10 protein-coding genes are annotated in these 16,790 nt (G+C 63.1%); 1 reads left to right on the top strand and 9 read right to left on the bottom strand.

The window, feature by feature from the left end:
• Positions 1-60: 60 nt before the first annotated feature.
• The 4 genes from mscK to CFY91_RS03435 all read right to left on the bottom strand — a co-directional run bounded on the left by mscK (position 61) and on the right by CFY91_RS03435 (position 8,216).
• Positions 61-3,321 (bottom strand): mechanosensitive channel MscK, encoded by a 3,261-nt coding sequence (gene mscK / locus CFY91_RS03420; RefSeq protein ID WP_371870505.1) that lies wholly within the window; start codon positions 3,319-3,321, stop codon positions 61-63.
• 72 nt (positions 3,322-3,393) lie between these two features.
• Positions 3,394-5,136: a potassium/proton antiporter gene (locus CFY91_RS03425; protein WP_093984945.1), complete on the bottom strand. Its 1,743-nt coding sequence runs from the start codon at positions 5,134-5,136 to the stop codon at positions 3,394-3,396.
• 116 nt (positions 5,137-5,252) lie between these two features.
• Entirely contained in the window at positions 5,253-7,061 is a 1,809-nt protein-coding gene (locus tag CFY91_RS03430; protein ID WP_093984946.1) for an acyl-CoA dehydrogenase, read from the bottom strand.
• 87 nt (positions 7,062-7,148) lie between these two features.
• The gene (locus CFY91_RS03435) at positions 7,149-8,216 is read right to left on the bottom strand and encodes an NAD(P)H-dependent flavin oxidoreductase (protein WP_093984947.1); all 1,068 of its coding nucleotides are present in this window, start codon (positions 8,214-8,216) and stop codon (positions 7,149-7,151) included.
• 267 nt (positions 8,217-8,483) lie between these two features.
• Here CFY91_RS03435 and CFY91_RS03440 point away from each other — a divergent pair, with 267 nt between their 5' ends.
• On the top strand, positions 8,484-9,329 hold the full coding sequence (locus CFY91_RS03440) for a 23S rRNA (adenine(2030)-N(6))-methyltransferase RlmJ (RefSeq protein ID WP_093984948.1): 846 nt from the start codon (positions 8,484-8,486) through the stop codon (positions 9,327-9,329).
• Between the two features lie 6 nt (positions 9,330-9,335).
• Here the strand turns inward: CFY91_RS03440 and CFY91_RS03445 are convergent, their stop codons facing one another.
• From CFY91_RS03445 to CFY91_RS03465, 5 genes are all read right to left on the bottom strand, one after another.
• A complete protein-coding gene (locus tag CFY91_RS03445) occupies positions 9,336-11,405 on the bottom strand; it encodes an EAL domain-containing response regulator (RefSeq protein WP_093984949.1) in 2,070 nt (689 codons plus the stop codon).
• Between the two features lie 60 nt (positions 11,406-11,465).
• Positions 11,466-13,283 (bottom strand): molecular chaperone, encoded by a 1,818-nt coding sequence (locus CFY91_RS03450; RefSeq protein ID WP_093984950.1) that lies wholly within the window; start codon positions 13,281-13,283, stop codon positions 11,466-11,468.
• A 77-nt stretch (positions 13,284-13,360) separates the two neighbouring features.
• Entirely contained in the window at positions 13,361-14,278 is a 918-nt protein-coding gene (gene asd / locus CFY91_RS16180) for an archaetidylserine decarboxylase (protein ID WP_188390262.1), read from the bottom strand.
• A 3-nt stretch (positions 14,279-14,281) separates the two neighbouring features.
• Positions 14,282-15,097, bottom strand: a complete 816-nt coding sequence (locus CFY91_RS16185) for a rhodanese-like domain-containing protein (RefSeq protein WP_093984952.1) — start codon at positions 15,095-15,097, stop codon at positions 14,282-14,284.
• A 46-nt stretch (positions 15,098-15,143) separates the two neighbouring features.
• The gene (locus CFY91_RS03465) at positions 15,144-16,685 is read right to left on the bottom strand and encodes an HDOD domain-containing protein (protein WP_093984953.1); all 1,542 of its coding nucleotides are present in this window, start codon (positions 16,683-16,685) and stop codon (positions 15,144-15,146) included.
• Between the last annotated feature and the right edge of the window lie 105 nt (positions 16,686-16,790).

Raw genomic sequence — 16,790 nt, forward strand, 5'->3', positions numbered from 1 at the left:
AGGCCTCCGTTTATTTCCGAGTAGTTTACTAGGAATAAACGTAGGCCTGTAGCCTGTGACTCAGTGGCCTGGGCCTTCGCTGATGTGCAACTGCTGGCCGCTGACGTTCTTGATGAATACGTCGAGCTGGCGGAAGGCAATTTCGATGCCGTGCTCCTTGAACTGGCGATCGATTTCCCGGTTGATCTCGTCGATGGCCGGGTTGCGGTCGCCCAGCTCTCGGACATGGATGCGCAACTCGTGGTCCAGGGTGCTTTCGCCGAAGTTGAGGAAATACACCATCGGGTTGGGTTCGCGCAGCACGCGAGGATTGTGCTGAGCGATCTGCAGTAGCAGGCGTCGCACCAGTTCCAGGTCGGAGCCGTAGCCGACCCCCACGCGAATGGTTACGCGGGTGACGGTGTCGCTGAGCGACCAGTTGACCAGTTGCCCGGTGATGAAGGTCTTGTTGGGGACGATGATTTCCTTGCGATCGAAGTCGGTGATGGTGGTGGCGCGGATGCGAATGCGGCTGACCGTGCCGGACAGGTTGCCAATGGTTACCACGTCGCCAATGCGCACCGGGCGCTCGAAGAGGATGATCAGGCCGGAAATGAAGTTGGCGAAAATTTCCTGCATGCCGAAACCGATACCTACCGACAGGGCCGCGACCAGCCATTGCAGCTTGTCCCAGCTGACCCCCAGGGTAGACAGGGTAACTACGCTGCCCAGGCCGACGATCAGATAGGAGAGCAGGGCCGTGGTGGCATAGGCACTGCCCTGGGCGAGACGCAGGCGTGAAAGTACCAGGACTTCCAGAAGGCCCGGCAGGTTGCGTGCCAGCACCACGGTGAGCATGACAATGACGATGGCACCGATCAGATCGCCCAGACTCAAGGGCACCAGGGTCGCCGTTTCTCCGCTGCCGCTGGTGTACTGGTACAGGGTGATCTGGTTGAGGTAGGTAAACACCGTCAACAGATCGGCCCAGACCCAGTACAACGCCACGCCGAACACGCCCAGCAGGGTCAGGCGGATCAAGCGCAGAGATTGCTGGTTGACCTGCTCGATATCCAGGCTGGGTTCTTCGATGGCCTCGCCGCTCTCACTGTCCTTGGCCGTACTCTGCCGCTTGCTCAGTGCGCGCTGATAAGCCAGGCGGCGGGCGGCTACCGACAGTCCACGGACGAAACTGGCTTCCACCACGACCCAGAGCAGCAGCAGGTAGAGGGTGTCGATCAGGCGGTCGGTGAGCTTCAGGGCGGTGTAGTAATAACCGAAGCCCACGGCGATGATCAGCCCCAGCGGCAGCAGGGTGATGCCCAGGCCGAGCAGCAGGCGCAGCGGCGAGGCATGTTCGCGGGCTTCCGCCGAAAGCAGCAGGCGGGCCAGCAGCCAGGTCATCAGGCTGTAGCCGATCAGTACGATGGCCATGCCCAGGGCATCTTCATCGAAGGCCGAAGGATGGTTTTCGGCAATGGTCACTACGGCGACCAGCGGTATCACTACCAGGCCAAGACGGCGGATCTGCACGAACAGGAAACGCGTCAACTGCTGATCCCAGTGGAAGTGTCGCTCGGCAATGCCATGCGGGCGCAGAATACGGAAGCTGCAGTAGAGGACCAGCCAGGCCTGGGCGATTTCCAGCAGTGCCGGGGCCAGGTAGACGTTCTGGCCGCGGGCATCGAATTCCAGGGCGAGGCCGCCAAGCAGCAGTAGCAGGCTGACCGGCAGTGCCAGCAGCAGGTTGAGCAGCAAGGCCTGTGGGGTATGCAGTTGGCTGTCGCGTTTGTAGTGGCCGATATCCTGATCAAGTGCCTGCAGGCGATCCTTGATGCGCTGGCGATGCCAGAACAGACCCAGGGCGAGCAGGAAAACCGGAATGAACAGCCATGGGCGGCTGCCTAGGCCGCGCCAGAGTTCTTCCAGGGTACTTTGCCACGGAATACCGAGTAGTTGCTGCTGGAGCAGCTGGGGCCAGCTCTGCAGCCAGGCCAGGTCCAGCGGGCGATTGCTGGGAATCCAGAACATCTGCTCGTCGAGGGTCTGGCGTAGCGCATTGGCCGTACTTTGCAGCTGCTTCTGGTTCAGCTGCAGGGTAATGCTGACGTTGAGCAGGGCGTTCAGCTCACGATCCAGGCGTTCCAGCAACTCACTGCGTGCCTGGGCCAGGCTGCTCAACTGGCTGTGCAGCTCGGCGTCGCTGGCGTGGCTGCCCAGGCGGCGCTCAATGTATTGGGAGACATTGCTGAGCAGGGCGCGTTGCTGGCCCAGTTCGAACTGACGCAGGCGCAGGTCGGCAATCTCATCGGTGAGATTGCCCTTGAGGTTCAGGCGCGGCAGTTCGAGCTTCTGCTGGTAGAGAATCTTCGACAGCAGCAGGCTGCCACGCAGTACGTTGATCTGTTCTTCCAGGGCCTGCTCGGCCTGGCTGAGGTTGTCCAGTTGCTGGCGTACCTGCAGGTTTTGCGTGGTCAGGCTGTTGAGCCGGTCGGTAGTCTTGAGCAATTGCTCGGAATATTTCTGGTTGAGCAGGCTTTCTTCCTGCAGCAGGCTGTTGCCGCCATCGTTCTGGGCCTGGCCGCCCAGCTCGGCGACGGTTTGCTCGGATTGCGCGCGACGCTTGTCGCTGATCAGTTCCTGGAGGGTGAGAATGTCGCTTTCCAGGCGACCGATGCGCAGGTTGAGCAGGTCGCGGCGGCTGCTGGCCAGCTCCAGCAGCTGGTTGTTGCCGGCAAGGCTCTCGCGCAGCAGCAGGTTGTCGCTGTCCAGGGCCGCCAGCTCGGCCTGCAGCAGATCCCGTCGTTCGCTGCTCAGCGGGCGATTGCCGTCGCGGTTGCTCTTCAACTGGTTGCTGATTTGCTGGCTGCGCGTCTGGTTGCTGCTGATCTGCGCCTGGGTGCGCTCTGGTCGGGTCTGTGCGGCGATCAGCTGACTGTTGCTTTCACCCAGTGCCTGTTGCCACTCGCTCAGTTGTTTGTTGCGTTCCCCCAGCAGTTGTTCAAGCTGCTCCACCGAACGATTGCGTGACTGGCTGGCCAGGTCGCTGGGTGTCTGCTGCTTGAGTTGGGCCAGCTCGCGCTGGTTCTGGGTGACCTGGCGTGGTGCCTGCTCGAGTTGCTGGCGCAATGCCTTGAGCTGGCTGTCGCTGTTGTCTCGCTGACGCAGGAAGGCCAGGGTTTGTTCCAGGGTGGCCTTGATGGCAGCCTCTTCGGCTTCGGCCAGCTTGCGTTCGGCCAGGCCGTTGAGGCTGGCTTGTACCTGGTCGCTGCTGGGCACACCATGAGCCAGCAGGGAAACACAGAGCAACAGGGGATATAGCAAGGCACGCAGCGGGGACATGACAACGCTCATGGCAGTAACAACGAAGGCGCTAGTCTAGCAGCCTGCTGATGGCAGAAGGCTGCGCCTGGCTCACAGGAACAGACCGGGCCCGCTGCGGCCTTCCGGAAAACGTACGCCGATCTTGGCTATTCGGTTGCCTTCCAGTTGCGCGACCGTCCAGGTCAGACCCTGCCACTCGATTTGGTCGCCGATCACCGGGGCGCCGCCAATTTGCCCGAGCATGAAGTTGGCCAGGCTCTGCTGAGCCTCTTCTTCACCCAGGGGCAGGCCATACAGCTTGGCAATTGCGCCAAGTTCGGCTTCGCCTTCGAGAATGAAGTCGCCAAAGAAGCGCAGGTCCTGGCCGCGCTTGGGTGGCTGGCTGAACAGTTTGCCCAGTGCCGGCAGGTCGTGTTCATGGCCGACCACGCAGAGTACGTCGCCGGCCTCCAGGGTGGTACTGCCGGATGGGTGGAGCAATTGGCGCTGGCGAAACAGCGCAGCGACACGGGTGCCTTCGGGCATCTTCAAGGCACGCAGGGGCGCGCCAATACACCACTTCTCCGCGCCGAGGCGGTAGATAAACAGTTCCCACTGGCTGGTGGGGTGTACCTCCAGTCCCGCGCGCGAGATGGGCGCTGGCTCGGGGGGGACGGTGACCCTGGCCAGGCGTGCCACCCAAGGCAGGCTGGTACCTTGCAGCAACAGGGAGACCAGTACAATGAAGAACGCCAGGTTGAAGAACAACTGGGCGTTCTCCAGGCCGGCCATCAGCGGGAATACGGCAAGGATGATGGGAACCGCGCCGCGCAGGCCTACCCAGGCGATAAAGGCCTTTTCACGGTCGTGGAAGGCGCGGAATGGCAGCAGGCCGAGGAAGACCGAAAGTGGGCGCGCCACCAGAATCATCCACAGCGCCAGGGCCAGCGCTGGCAAGGCGATCGGCAGCAACTCGTGCGGCGTCACCAGCAGTCCTAGCACCAGGAACATGCCGATCTGCGCCAGCCAGGCCAGGCCATCGAGCATATGCAGGATGCCATGGCGTGAACGGATAGGCAGGTTGCCGAGCAGCAGCCCGCACAGGTAGATGGCCAGGAAGCCACTGCCGCCGAGCGCGTTGGTGATGGCGAACAGGGCCAGGCCGCCGCTGACGGTGAGTAGAGGATAGAGGCCACTGGCCAGGCTTAGGCGATTGACCAGCTGCAGGAGTAGCCAGCCGCCGCCCAGGCCGAGCGCTGCGCCAAGGCCGAATTGCCAGAGCAGCTGGGCGGCGACGCTCAGGTCGAAGTGATCCTGGCCGCTGGCCAGCATGGCAATCAGGGTGACGGTGAGGAATACCGCCATGGGGTCGTTGCTACCTGATTCGATTTCCAGAGTGGCGCTGACTCGCTGGTTAAGCCCCTGGCCACCCAGTAGAGAGAATACCGCAGCGGCATCGGTCGAGCCGACGATGGCGCCGATCAGCAGGCCTTCCAGCCAGTGCAGGTCGAATAGCCAGGTGGCTGCCAGGCCGGTCAGCCCGGAGGTCAGCAGCACGCCCAGGGTGGCCAGCGACAGGGACGGCCAGAGGGCCACGCGAAAGCTCTTGACCTGGGTGCGCAGGCCGCCGTCAAGGAGGATGACGGCCAGCGCCAGATTGCCGACCAGATAGGCCAGCGCATAGTTGTCAAAAACAATGCCGCCTACGCCATCGGTGCCGGCCAGCATGCCAACGCCGAGAAATATCACCAGGATCGGTATGCCCAGGCGCGTACTGACCGAACTCAACAGGATGCTGGCGCCAACGAGCAATGCTCCAATCAGCAACAGGCTGTTGATGGTGATGGCGTCCAAGGGCTACTCCGACAGGCAGGAAACAGGGCGCCGCAGGGGGCGCCTGTTTCGATTCTGCGGGCTGCCGGCGCGGGCTGTCAAAGTGTCACAGGCGGCCCAGCTGGCGCCTGCTGTCTTCAGAACCAGTCCGGCTGCATGGCCAGGCAGGTCGCGTCGCGGGCTTCCAGCAGGTTCAGGGCATGCTGACAGGCGGGCACTTCCCAGGTCAGGAAATAGCCTGCAGCCTGCAGCTTGCCTTGATAGAAGGCGCATTCCTCGGCGTTGTCGAGGCTGCGCAAGCGGCCCTGCTCGGCACGGATCGCCTGCTCCAGCCAACGCCAGCCAATCACCGCATGGCCGAACACGTTCAGATACAAAGCCGAGTTGGCCAGGCCCTGTTCGACCTTGCCGGCCATGAGGTCGCCGAGCAGGGCCAGGGTCACGCTGCCCAGGCGCTGTACCAGCTGTTCGAGGGGTTGGCGCAGGTGCGTCAGCGTCTCGAACTGACTGGCCTGTTGGCAGGTGGCCTGGATCAGTGCCATCAGTTGCTTGAGCGCGGCCCCTTTGTTCATCGAGACCTTGCGGCCGAGCAGGTCGAGCGACTGAATACCGTGGGTGCCCTCGTGGATTGGGTTCAGGCGGTTGTCACGGTAGTACTGTTCAACCGGATACTCGCGGGTATAGCCGTGTCCGCCGAGGATCTGGATGGCCAGTTCGTTGGCCTTGAGGCAGAACTCCGAGGGCCAGGATTTGACGATCGGGGTAAGCAGGTCGAGCAGCTCCAGGGCGCTCTGGCGCTCCTCGGCGGTTGCCAGGGTCTGGGTGTCGTCGAACAGCCGCGCGGCGTACAGACCGAGGTCGAAGGCACCCTCGACGTAGGCCTTCTGGGTCAGCAGCATGCGCCGTACGTCGGCGTGTTCGATGATTGCCACCTGTGGGCTGCTCGGGTCCTTGCCGTCGGCAGGGCGGCCCTGTGGGCGGTTGCGCGCGTAGTCCAGCGAGTACAGGTAGCCGGCGTAGCCAAGCATGATGGCGCCCATGCCGACGCCGATGCGTGCCTCGTTCATCATCTGGAACATGTAGGACAGGCCGTGGTGCGGCTTGCCCACCAGATAGCCGACACAGTCGTCGTTATCGCCGAAGTTCAGCGCCGTGGACGTGGTGCCGCGCCAGCCCATCTTGTGGAACAGGCCGGCCAGCAGGGCATCGTTGCGCTTGCCCAGGCTGCCGTCTTCGTTGACCAGGAACTTCGGCACGATAAACAGACTGATGCCCTTCACTCCGGGCGGTGCGTCCGGCAGCCTGGCCAGCACCATGTGCACGATGTTCTCGGAGATCGGCTGGTCGCCGCCGGAGATGAAGATCTTGTTGCCTTTGATGCGGTAACTGCCGTCGGCGTGCGGCTCGGCCTTGGTGCGGATATCCGACAGGGAAGAGCCGGCGTGCGGCTCGGTCAGCGCCATGGTGCCGAAGAAGCGGCCGTCGATAATCGGCTGCAGGTATTTGCGTTTCTGCTCGTCATTGCCGAAGGCTTCGATCAGGTTGGCCACGCCCATGGTCAGCATCGAGTAGGAGCTGGTGGCGATGTTGGCCGACTGGAAGTGGGCGAAGCAGGCCTGCGACAGCAGGTTGGGCAGCTGCATGCCGCCCTGCTCGAAGTCGCGGGTGGCGTTGAGAAAGCCCGCCTCGTGGAAGGCGCGCAGGGCCGGCTCGACCTCGGGGATCAGCACTGCGCCACCGTCGACATATTGCGGCTCATGCTCGTCGTTCTTGCGGTTGTGCGTGGCGAACAGTTCCTCGGCGATACCGCGGGCGGTGGCGATGGCGGCGTCGAAGGTTTCGCGGTTGTGCTCGGCGAAACGTTCGCGCTGGGTCAGGGCTTCGGCGTCGAGTACTTCATAGAGTTCGAATGCCAGGTTGCGGGAGCTGAGCAGAGTTTCGGACATGGAACGGGCCTCCAGATGAGGGTTCGAGTCTAGGCAGTCGCTGCCCCGGCTGCCCAGCATCATCAGTTGTGGTGATAAAGCACCACATCAGCCATCGGTGGGCGAACCTCGATCTGCAATGAAGCCCTGAGCCAGCGCATGAGTCAGTTCTGCGGCCGGCATGGGCTGGCAGTTGGCGATGTTCTGTCCGGCCCATAGGGGTGAGAAATCCCCGCTGCCCTGTGCCTCGGCGGCTGCCCGCAAGGGCGCGATGGCCGCGCTGGCCAGCGGGAAGGCCGGCGCCTGCGTGCTGAGCGGACCCAGTTCGCGCATCAGGCGATTGACGATGCCCCGCGCCGGACGCCCGCTGAACAGGTTGGTTAACGCCGTGTGACGTGCATTCGGACTATGCAGGGCGGTGCGGTGCACGACGCTGGTAGTGGCTTCCGGGCACAGCAAGTAAGCACTGCCCACTTGCACGCCTGCCGCACCGAGGGTCATGGCAGCCGCTACGCCACGCGCATCGCTGATACCGCCGGCGGCGATCACTGGCACCGCGAGGGCATCGACCAGTTGCGGCAGCAGGGCGAAGGTGCCGAGCTGGCGGCTCAGGTCGAAATCCATAAAGTGCCCGCGATGCCCGCCGGCCTCCAGCCCCTGGGCAATCACCGCATCGACACCGCGTTCCTGTAGCCACAGCGCTTCTTCCAGGGTGGTGGCAGTGCAGAGAATCTTCGCGCCACTGTTGCGGACTCGCTGCAGCAAGGTTTCATCCGGCAGGCCAAAGTGGAAGCTCACCACCGCCGGGCGGAACTCGGCGACCAATTCGGCCGTTTCGTCATTGAAGGGCAGACGTCCAGGCCCACCCGCAATGCACATCGGGTCCACGCCCAGCTCGTCATAGTATGGTGCCAGCGTGTCCCGCCAGCCAGCCTCGCGGGCGGCGTCCGGTTCTGGCAGGGCATGGCTGAAGAAGTTGAGGTTGAACGGGCGTGCGGTCAGTGCGCGCATCGCTTGCAGTTCCTGACGCAAGGCGGCGGGCGTGAGCATGGCGCAGGGCAGTGAGCCGAGGCCGCCGGCCTGGCACACGGCGGCGGCCAGGCGATGATCCTGCGCGCCGGCCATCGGCGCCTGGATCAGGGGCAGTTCGCAGCCAAGCAGGTCGTCGATCAGCATGAGTGCTCCGTTTTCGCGGGTGGAAGGTCGGTAGCCGTGACTCGCACAAGACCACGGCTGGCCAGCGCATGCCTGGCTCTTGCCCTACAGACTTGCTCAGCAAGACTGCTCGGGGCAAGCCTTGTACCGTATTGCCAGCGTGCGACAGGTGCCGAAATGGGGCGCTTGCCTCAATCAAGTAGCTGATGGCGGCAGCCTGCCCTGTACGCTGGGGCGCGCGTAAAAGCGGCACAGCGGGTAAACTTGCCGCTCGCTTCGGAGAGCCCCATGAACTACCGTCACGCCTTTCACGCCGGCAACCATGCCGACGTGCTCAAGCATCTGTGTATCGCGCGCATCCTGGCCCTGCTGGCCAAAAAGGATGCGCCCTATGCCTATCTGGACAGTCATGCCGGTGTGGGGCTGTATGACCTGCTGGGCGACCAGGCCAGCCGTACTGGCGAGTGGCGCGAAGGTATCGGTAGGCTGTGGGAGCAACCGGCGCTTCCGGAAGCGCTGATGAATTATCTGCAGGTAGTGCGGGCGCTGAATGCTGATGGCCGCTTGCGTTACTACCCGGGATCGCCGGAGTTGGCGCGCCGCCTGAGTCGCCCGCAAGACCGTCTGCACTGCAATGAAAAACACCCGGAAGATGGCGCGCTGCTCAAAGCCAATATGGCCGAGGATCGACGCGTAGCGGTGCATCGTGGTGACGGTTGGCATGTGCCGCGGGCCCTGCTGCCGACAGCGGAAAAACGCGTGCTGCTGCTGATTGATCCGCCTTTTGAGCAGCTCGATGAACTGCAGCGTTGTGTAAAGGCGCTGAATGACGCGCTGGGTCGCATGCGCCAGGCCATTGTAGTGATCTGGTATCCGATCAAGGATGAGCGGCAGTTGCGCAGTTTCTACCAGGCGCTGGCTGCCAGTGCGGCGCCGAAGTTGCTGCGTGCCGAGCTCATGGTGCATCCGGCCGACAATGCGTTGGGCCTGAACGGTTCAGGGCTAGCGATTGCCAATCCGCCCTGGGGCTTGGAAGACAGCCTGCGTGAGCTGCTGCCCTGGTTGGCCGAGCAGCTGGCGCAAAGCCAGGCAACCTGGCGTCTGGACTGGTTGATCAGTGAGGCCGAAGCCTAGGCGCAATCACTCGTCGCCGGAAGAAAAGTCGTAATCCATCGACTGGCTGGGACCTTGCAAGTAGTAGCCCTGGATGTAGTTGACACCGGCCTGCCACAGCGTGGCGAGCACCGAGGCGCTTTCCACGCAGGGTACGATGGTCAACTTGGCCTGGGCATGCAGGCTGGCCAGCAGGGTCTTCAGGGCTTCCTGGTTTTCCGGGTTGGCCAGGTCATGGCTGAAGGAGTTGTCGATCTTCACGAAGTCGACATGCAGGTGCTTGAGGCTGTTGAACGGGTTGATGGCACAGCCGAACTGGCTCAGTGCGACTTTGCAGTGCAGTTGCGCCAAGCCCTGGGTCAGTGCCTTGGCCTGGCGCAGGTAGGCAATGGCATCCGGCTCGGCGAGCTGCAGGACCAGGGCGTCGGCCGGCAGGCGGGCTGCCTTGGTGGCCACGCTCAGCCAGGGCAGTAGGGTCGGATCCTGCACGCTACTGGCTGTCAGGTGCACGAACAGTCGGGTGTTGTGGCCCTTGTTGCGGTGCTCGGCAAGCAGCTTGATGGAGTTGAGGATCACCCAACGGTCGATTTTCTCTGCCAGCCCCAGCTCCATGGCGGCGGCGAGGAACTCGGCGGGCGGGACTTCCTCGCCCTGTGCGTTATGCAGGCGCAGCAGCACTTCGTAGTGCTCTTCGTTGTCGCCACGCAGGCTGATGATCGGCTGGAACAGCAGGCGGAAGCCGTTGGTCTCCAGGGCTTGTTGCAGCATGGCCTGGATGTTGCCGCGGCTGGCGGCAGCGGCCAGTTCTTCAGCCGGATCGTAGAGCTTGATGCCATTGCCGTCGCGCAACTCGTCGGCGCAGCGATGGGCGCGATCGACAATGTCCTGGGCGCGTGCGGTTTTTTCATTGAGCCCGGCCACGCCGATGCTCAGGGTGGTTTGTGCGGTGCGTCCGCTGACTTCGAAAAGATGCGCTTCGACTTTCTTCAGGAGTGCCTGAAGCGCAGCGTGTGCCTGTTCTGGATGTTGCCCGGGCAGCAGTACGCTGAAGATATCATCGCCAAAACGTGCCAGTTGGGCGTCGCTGGCAAAGTGTTCGCGCAGCAGGTGGGCGAGGTCGGCCAGCAGCAGGTCGATGCCGGCAATGCCTACCTCGGCCAGCAGGCTGGCGTAGCGATCCAGGCGAATATAGGCCAGCGTAGCGCTTTGTCCCTGGCTGACGGCGCGTTCTACTGCCGCATCCATCAGTTCGAGGAAGTGTGGGCGGTTGTACAGGCCGGTGACCAGGTCCTGGCTACTGATTTCGCGGAGTTTTTCTTCCAGCTCGGCATTGCTGCTTTCAGCGCGCAGTACCACCTGGATGCAGGGTTCGCCATCGTAGGTGGCCGGCGAGAAGCTCATGCGGATACTGAACTGGCTGCCGTCGATGTGTGCTCCCTGGCAGCTGAGCTCGGCATTTTCCTCGCCGTTACGGTAGCTCTTGAGAAAGTCCTTGAAGGCACCCTGATCGCTGCCGGCAATCAGATCGATCATTGGCATGCCTTCCAGCTCCTCGCCATCGGCGTAGCCGAACATCTCCACGTAGGCTCGGTTGGCGTAGATGTGCATGCCGTCATGTACGTAGGCGATGGCGTCCACCGAGCTGTCGAGCAACAGCTGGCAGCGCTTTTCTGCTTCGCGCAAGGCCACTTCCGCACTGCGTCGGGCGCGACGTTCTTCAAGGTTACTCAGTTCGCGCTTGGCCACCAGCAGCAGACGTTCGTCCTCTCCCGCTGGCAGGGCATCCTGGGCGCCCAGTTGCAGGGCTTCGGTAATGTTGTCCGGATCGTTGTCCACGACCAGCTGAATAAAGGGGATGTCCTTGGCCTGGCGGCGAATGGCGTTGAGTGCTTCGTGCGGGTCCAGGTGCTCGCTGTAAGGTGCGGCAATCAGCAGATCCCAGCTCTGTTGCAGGGCTTCGGCCAAATCGTCACTGGACGTCAGGCGATGCACTCGGGTGGCATGCCCGGCATTGCGAAACAGGCTGACCAAACGCTCTGCTTCGTTCTGCGAGTCTTCGAGAATCAGCAGGCGGATGGTTTTTTTTGCAATGGCCATGGCAGGTCTATTTGCGCACTAAAGGCGCTAAAAAGCTGGAAAAATAAGGGTTTGGCGAATCTACAGCGACTTCCAGAGGGAGTCAAAGTCTTCCTCCAGACTGACCCCGGAGGCTTTCCCGCTTGTGACCGGCTTCCCTTCCGGGTGGTCGGCGGCATCGGTCAGACGGTACTGGAACTGGCTGAAACTGCCGGTGGCACACAGGCGTCGGCCAAGCGTTGCACGGTGCTCTTCGCCCTGCAGGTTGAGCTGTACCTTGCTCCCTTCCTGAAACGGTAAGCGTGGCGTAATCAGGCTGGCGGGGCGGGAGATCACGCGAATTTCCGGCAGTAGCAGGGCGCGCAGGTACTGGCTGTTTTGTTCCTGCTTGCGGATCAGTTGCAGGCCGCAGGGTTGCGCCTGCGGGGCGATCAGCTCGATACCCATCTGGGTGCCACCACCGCGCACCTGGCGAATCCAGCGCACCACGGCCACGGTCCAGGCGCGTCCTGGCATGTCCTGTATGCCGAGCAGCTCGCCGGTCTGCAGCTGGCTGGGAACCTCGCGTGGCCAGCTCAGGCAATAGCCGCCGGGGCTGTGGTTAACGATAGGCAGTTCATGCACGGGATATTCGTCGCTGTCGGCGTCGCTCCCCAAGCCAGTCTCTTCGCTCTCTGCAGCAGGCTTGTACTGAATCTCTTCCATATCCAGCCCGGCGTCCCAGCGCATGCCGGGTTGTGCATCAAAGGCGTTGCCCCATATATCCTGGGCGGCGCCGGCATCGCTGGCGAACACCGCCTGCTTGGGGACTTCCGGGCGCTTGAGCTGCTGTGCCAGGGTCTTGCGCTCGCCCAGGTAGTAGTGCAAAGCGCTCATGCCGATACACAGGGTCAGTTGCCCCTGGCCCTGGTTGCGCTGGAAGGTGCGTTCGGCAATATCGCCCCATGCGGCGGCCAGGTGTTGCAACATGTCCACGCTGAAGTGCGCGGGAACCAGTAGGCGCGAGCCTTGCCGTTCTTCCTCGGGCAGCAGCAGGTATTCCTTGATGCTGTCAGCCAGTGGATGGGTATCCAGGCCAAGCATGTGTTGCTGCTCGGCACTACCAAAGAGCGACTTGAAACGCGGCGGGCCATCCTGTTGTGGTGCAATGGCGAATAGGCTGGCGCTGTCGCTGGCAGGCAGTAGGCGTGCCAGCAGGCTCCAGGCTTCGAGGATTTCAGCGAGTCGGGCAATGCCGCTCTGGCGCATCTGATTGGTACGTGCGCAGCCGAGCAGCAAGGCAACCAGGTAACTCTGTGCGCAGCTCATGGCGTTGCCATGGCGTGCCAGACCATCGCTGACCGGCTGCTCGGCCAGTTGAGCCTGGCTGGCGATCTGGTACAGCTGGTGCAGCTCCAGCCACAGGCCTTCCGGCACCGGGCAGTAAAGCTGGCTGGCGCGCACCAGCGGGGCGGTCAGGCTGCGGATGGCGCGTTGCAGGGCAATCAGCAGGTGATTGTCGCGCTGTCGGTTGCTGGGTTCCTGAAGCGCCTGGCTGACAATCAGTTTGTAGCCGATGGCCAGGTGGTTTTGCAGGGCCTGGCAGAGGTTGGCAACCTTGCGCGGACGCTCGTCAAGCACGATGGCCTGGCCGATAAAATGGCGTTCCAGATGCTGACAGACGAAATGAATTTCCGGACGCAGCAGCTCAAGCATTTGCAGGCGCTGTTCGCTGGCGCACTGCAGCTGGTTGAGTTCCACCAGGGCCTGATACAGCTGGCGTGCGGTTTCACCGATGTTGGCCTTGGGCAGGCCGGCCACCCAGCGACGCAGATCGCGTAGCGAACCGTCGCAGAAGCTCAGGTTGTGTCGATCGGGTGTAGGCACCCGAAGACGCAGCTGGGGGCGAGGACTATCCATTGCTTGCCGTGACTCCATGATCCGGTGTGCGTTGGTCAGCGCTCAAGACGCCGCCGCCGCCAGTGTTTTCTTGCACTCTAGCAGTTTGTCGGTGCTGCTGCCTCGCTCTGCGCGGCTTCGGTGTGCGTTTGTGCGACCTGCTTGGCCAAAGCCTGCCCCATGCGCACCGGGCTGTTGGCGGCGAGCTCGTCGAGCCATTGCACCTGTTGCGGGCCGAACAGCACGATAGCGGTCGAGCCCAGTTTGAAACGGCCGAGCTCTGCACCCTTTTCCAGCTGAATGGGCGCGCGTGCGGCTTCGTCATAACGCTGCGTCTTCAGTTGGCGGCGCGGCGGGGTAACCAGACCGGCCCAGACGGTCTCGATACTGGCAACAATCATGGCGCCGACCAATACCACGGCCATCGGCCCGCATTCGGTGTCGAAGATACAGGCGACGCGCTCGTTACGGGCAAACAGTTCAGGGACATTTTCTGCCGTGCTCTGGTTGACCGAGAACAGGCGGCCAGGGATGTAGACCATTTCCCGCAGTGTGCCGCTCAGCGGCATGTGCACCCGGTGGTAGTCGCGCGGCGACAGGTAGACCGTCGCAAACTGCCCGCCGAGGAAGGGGGCGGCACGCTGCACATCGCCGCCCAGCAATTCCACGGCACTGAAGCTGTGTCCCTTGGCCTGGAAGATGCGACCGTGCTCGATACGGCCAAGCTGGCTGATGGCGCCGTCGGCAGGGCACAGTACGCTGTCCGTTGCACTGTCCAGTGGGCGGGCGCCGGGTTTGAGGGCACGCGTGAAGAAAGCGTTGAAATGCTCATAGCCATCCAGTGCCTCGACCTGCGCTTCGCTCATGTCGATCTGATAGCGCTGGGCGAACCAGCGGGTAAAGGCGTTTTTCACCCAGCGCACGCGGCATTCGGCCAGGCAGCCGGCCAGGCGCGAGAGCAGGTGGTGGGGCAGCAGGTACTGGCTGATGATGAACAGACGTTCTTTCATGATGATCCTTCAGAGTTCGCAGGGCGTGTCGGGCAGGTTGCCCCATTCCGACCAGGAGCCGGCATAGGCTTTGACACGCGGGTAACCAAGCGCCTTGGCGACCAGGTAGGTGAAGCCGGAGCGGCGGTGAGTCTGGCAGTGGGTGATGACTTCTTTATCGGCAGTAATGCCATGGGTCGCCAGTAAGGCGCCGATATCCTGGCGGATGCGCAGCTGGCGCTGCGTATCCATGCCGGCAGTCCACTCCAGGTTGATGGCGCCGGGGATGTGTCCACCCCGCGCCGCGAGCACCTTTGCACCGCTGAATTCGGCCGCTGAGCGGGCATCCCAGATTGCCAGCTCATTGGCGCCCAGGCGTTGCTGCAGGTATTCGCGGCTGGCGGTCGGTGCGTCGTTGAGCGTCAGTTGCAGTTCGTCCTGGCCGAGAGGCGGCTCTTCCTGGCTTTGTGGCCGCTGCTCGGCATTCCAGGCCAGCCAGCCGCCATTGAGGTAGTGATAACGGCTATGTCCGATGCAGTCGAGCAACCAGATGAAGCGTCCTGACCAGCCGCCACCTTCATCGTCATACACCACGTAAACGGCTTCTTCGCGGTGCCCCAGTTCGGCGAACAGTTGCTGCAAGGCGTCGAGTTCGGGCAGCAGGCCCGGCGTTGGGCTGGCGCTGCGCTGGGTGCGCTTGCTGTCAACGTGCCGGGCGCCGGGGATATGCCCGGCGCGATACTGCTCCAGGCTGCGCAGGTCAACGAGGATCAGTTCGGGGGCGTGCAGGCGCTCAGCCAGGTCGACCGGCTCGATCACCAGGGGCAGGGAGGAAAAGGCACGCATGCCGGGGCTCCAGGGCTTGAGGGTGAAGTGATTGTAGCGGAAAGCATCAGCGTGCGCGGCGGCTGAAGTTGTCCAGGGCGCGCTCGATACATTGCACGGTTTTGCCAAAGGCGTGCAGTTGTTCGCTGCTGAAGGGTATGCCCTGCTGGTCGCAGACCAGCAGCATGACTACGCGCTCCTGGCTGGCCAGCGAACGCAGCAGCAGGTGTTCGCTGGGGAACAGGGCTTTCAGGTTGCCGGGTAGTAACGCGGAATATTGCGCCTGATTGGCGGGCTCCAGGCGCAGCTGGGCCGGTTTCTGCAGCAGTCGCTTGAGGATCTGGCTACTGGCGGGGTCCAGGCTGAACCCCGACTTCAGGCCGCTGAGCCCACTGCTTTGCTGGGCGACGAGGCGGGTATGCTGGCGATCGGCAAGCAGCAGTAGGATGCGCTGCAGGCCGCAGGCGCGTAGCGCGCGGCAGGCGTGGCTGGTCAGCTGCAATAGGTTGTCGAACGGGCTGGGCTGCTTGAGCAGCTCGGTGCAGAGTGGCTTCCAGTCCTCGTGCAGACGGCTGCTCGCTACAGGTGCAGTTGCCTGTGCGTGGCTGTCCTTGCGCACCACGTGCAGGCGCTGGCAGTCCCATGGCCAGAGCAGGGCCTCGGCCGGGTGCCAGAGATCGGCTTGAGCATGTAGTCGCGCACTGCTCACGGCGTGCTGGTGAACCTGCTGTTGCAGTAGTTCCAGGGGTTGCTGCAGATACAGCCCGGCCAGACGCTGCCAGCGTAGGCTGTGCGGAGTGCTCCAGTTGTGGTGAGCGGCTACGGCCAGGCCATTGGCCAGTAGCAGGCTGTGTGCAGGCTGCCCCAGCCAGCGACGCAGGGCAGGATCGGCATCCAGTTGGTGTTGCTGCTGGAGTGGGTGTGCCTGGTCGCGGGCAATATGTAGTGCTTTGACGAGCAGGCGCTTGTCGCTGTTGAGCAGGCGATAACCATCGATGATCCACTGTGGCAGGCGCCAGTGTTCGACCAGTGCCTGGCAGAGCTGCAGCAGGGGCACGCCAAGCAGCTCCTGCTCGACCTGTCGGGCAGGTTCACCGGCAGCCAGTACGCGTTGTTCCCACGCCAGGAACAGTGTCGGATGGGCGGCAAGCAGCGGCCACAGGGGCGCGAGGAACAGCAGGCTGCCCCAGTGCACTTCCTGCCAGAGGCGGGCCAGGCGATGGGCGAACAGTCCGTTGGCCTGTTGCATGGCGTGCAGGCTGATCAGCTCCAGTTGCCGCAGTGGCGGAGGGATTCGGCTGCTCTCCGCCTGGGGGAGTTGGCCGAGCAGTTGCTCGCAACGACCGATGCCCAGTCGGGTAAGCGCGACTTCCAGGCTTTCTGCCGGGCTGTGCAGAGGGCTGCGTGGGCGGTTGGCTTCGCGCAGCAGGCTCAGGGCAATGGCCGGGCAGTCCTGCATTTGCAGGGCGATGTCGCGTAATGACAGGCGGCTGTCAGCCAGTGCACGACTGATGCGCAGATGTTGCTCGCGGGCAATGGGCAGGCGCACCGGATCAAGGTGCTTGATCCAGCCTTCGATGCTGCGGGGCAGGGGCGGGGCAGACGTCATGGGCATGCAGTCCAACTGGCATTTCGCCTTCGGGGGCTATAGTCTGGCGTATATGTTCCGATAAATAGAAGGGCTTGTTGCAAACACCCTTCCCATCGCTCGTGC

Source organism: Pseudomonas fluvialis (assembly GCF_002234375.1).
Classification (GTDB): Bacteria; Pseudomonadota; Gammaproteobacteria; order Pseudomonadales; family Pseudomonadaceae; genus Aquipseudomonas; species Aquipseudomonas fluvialis.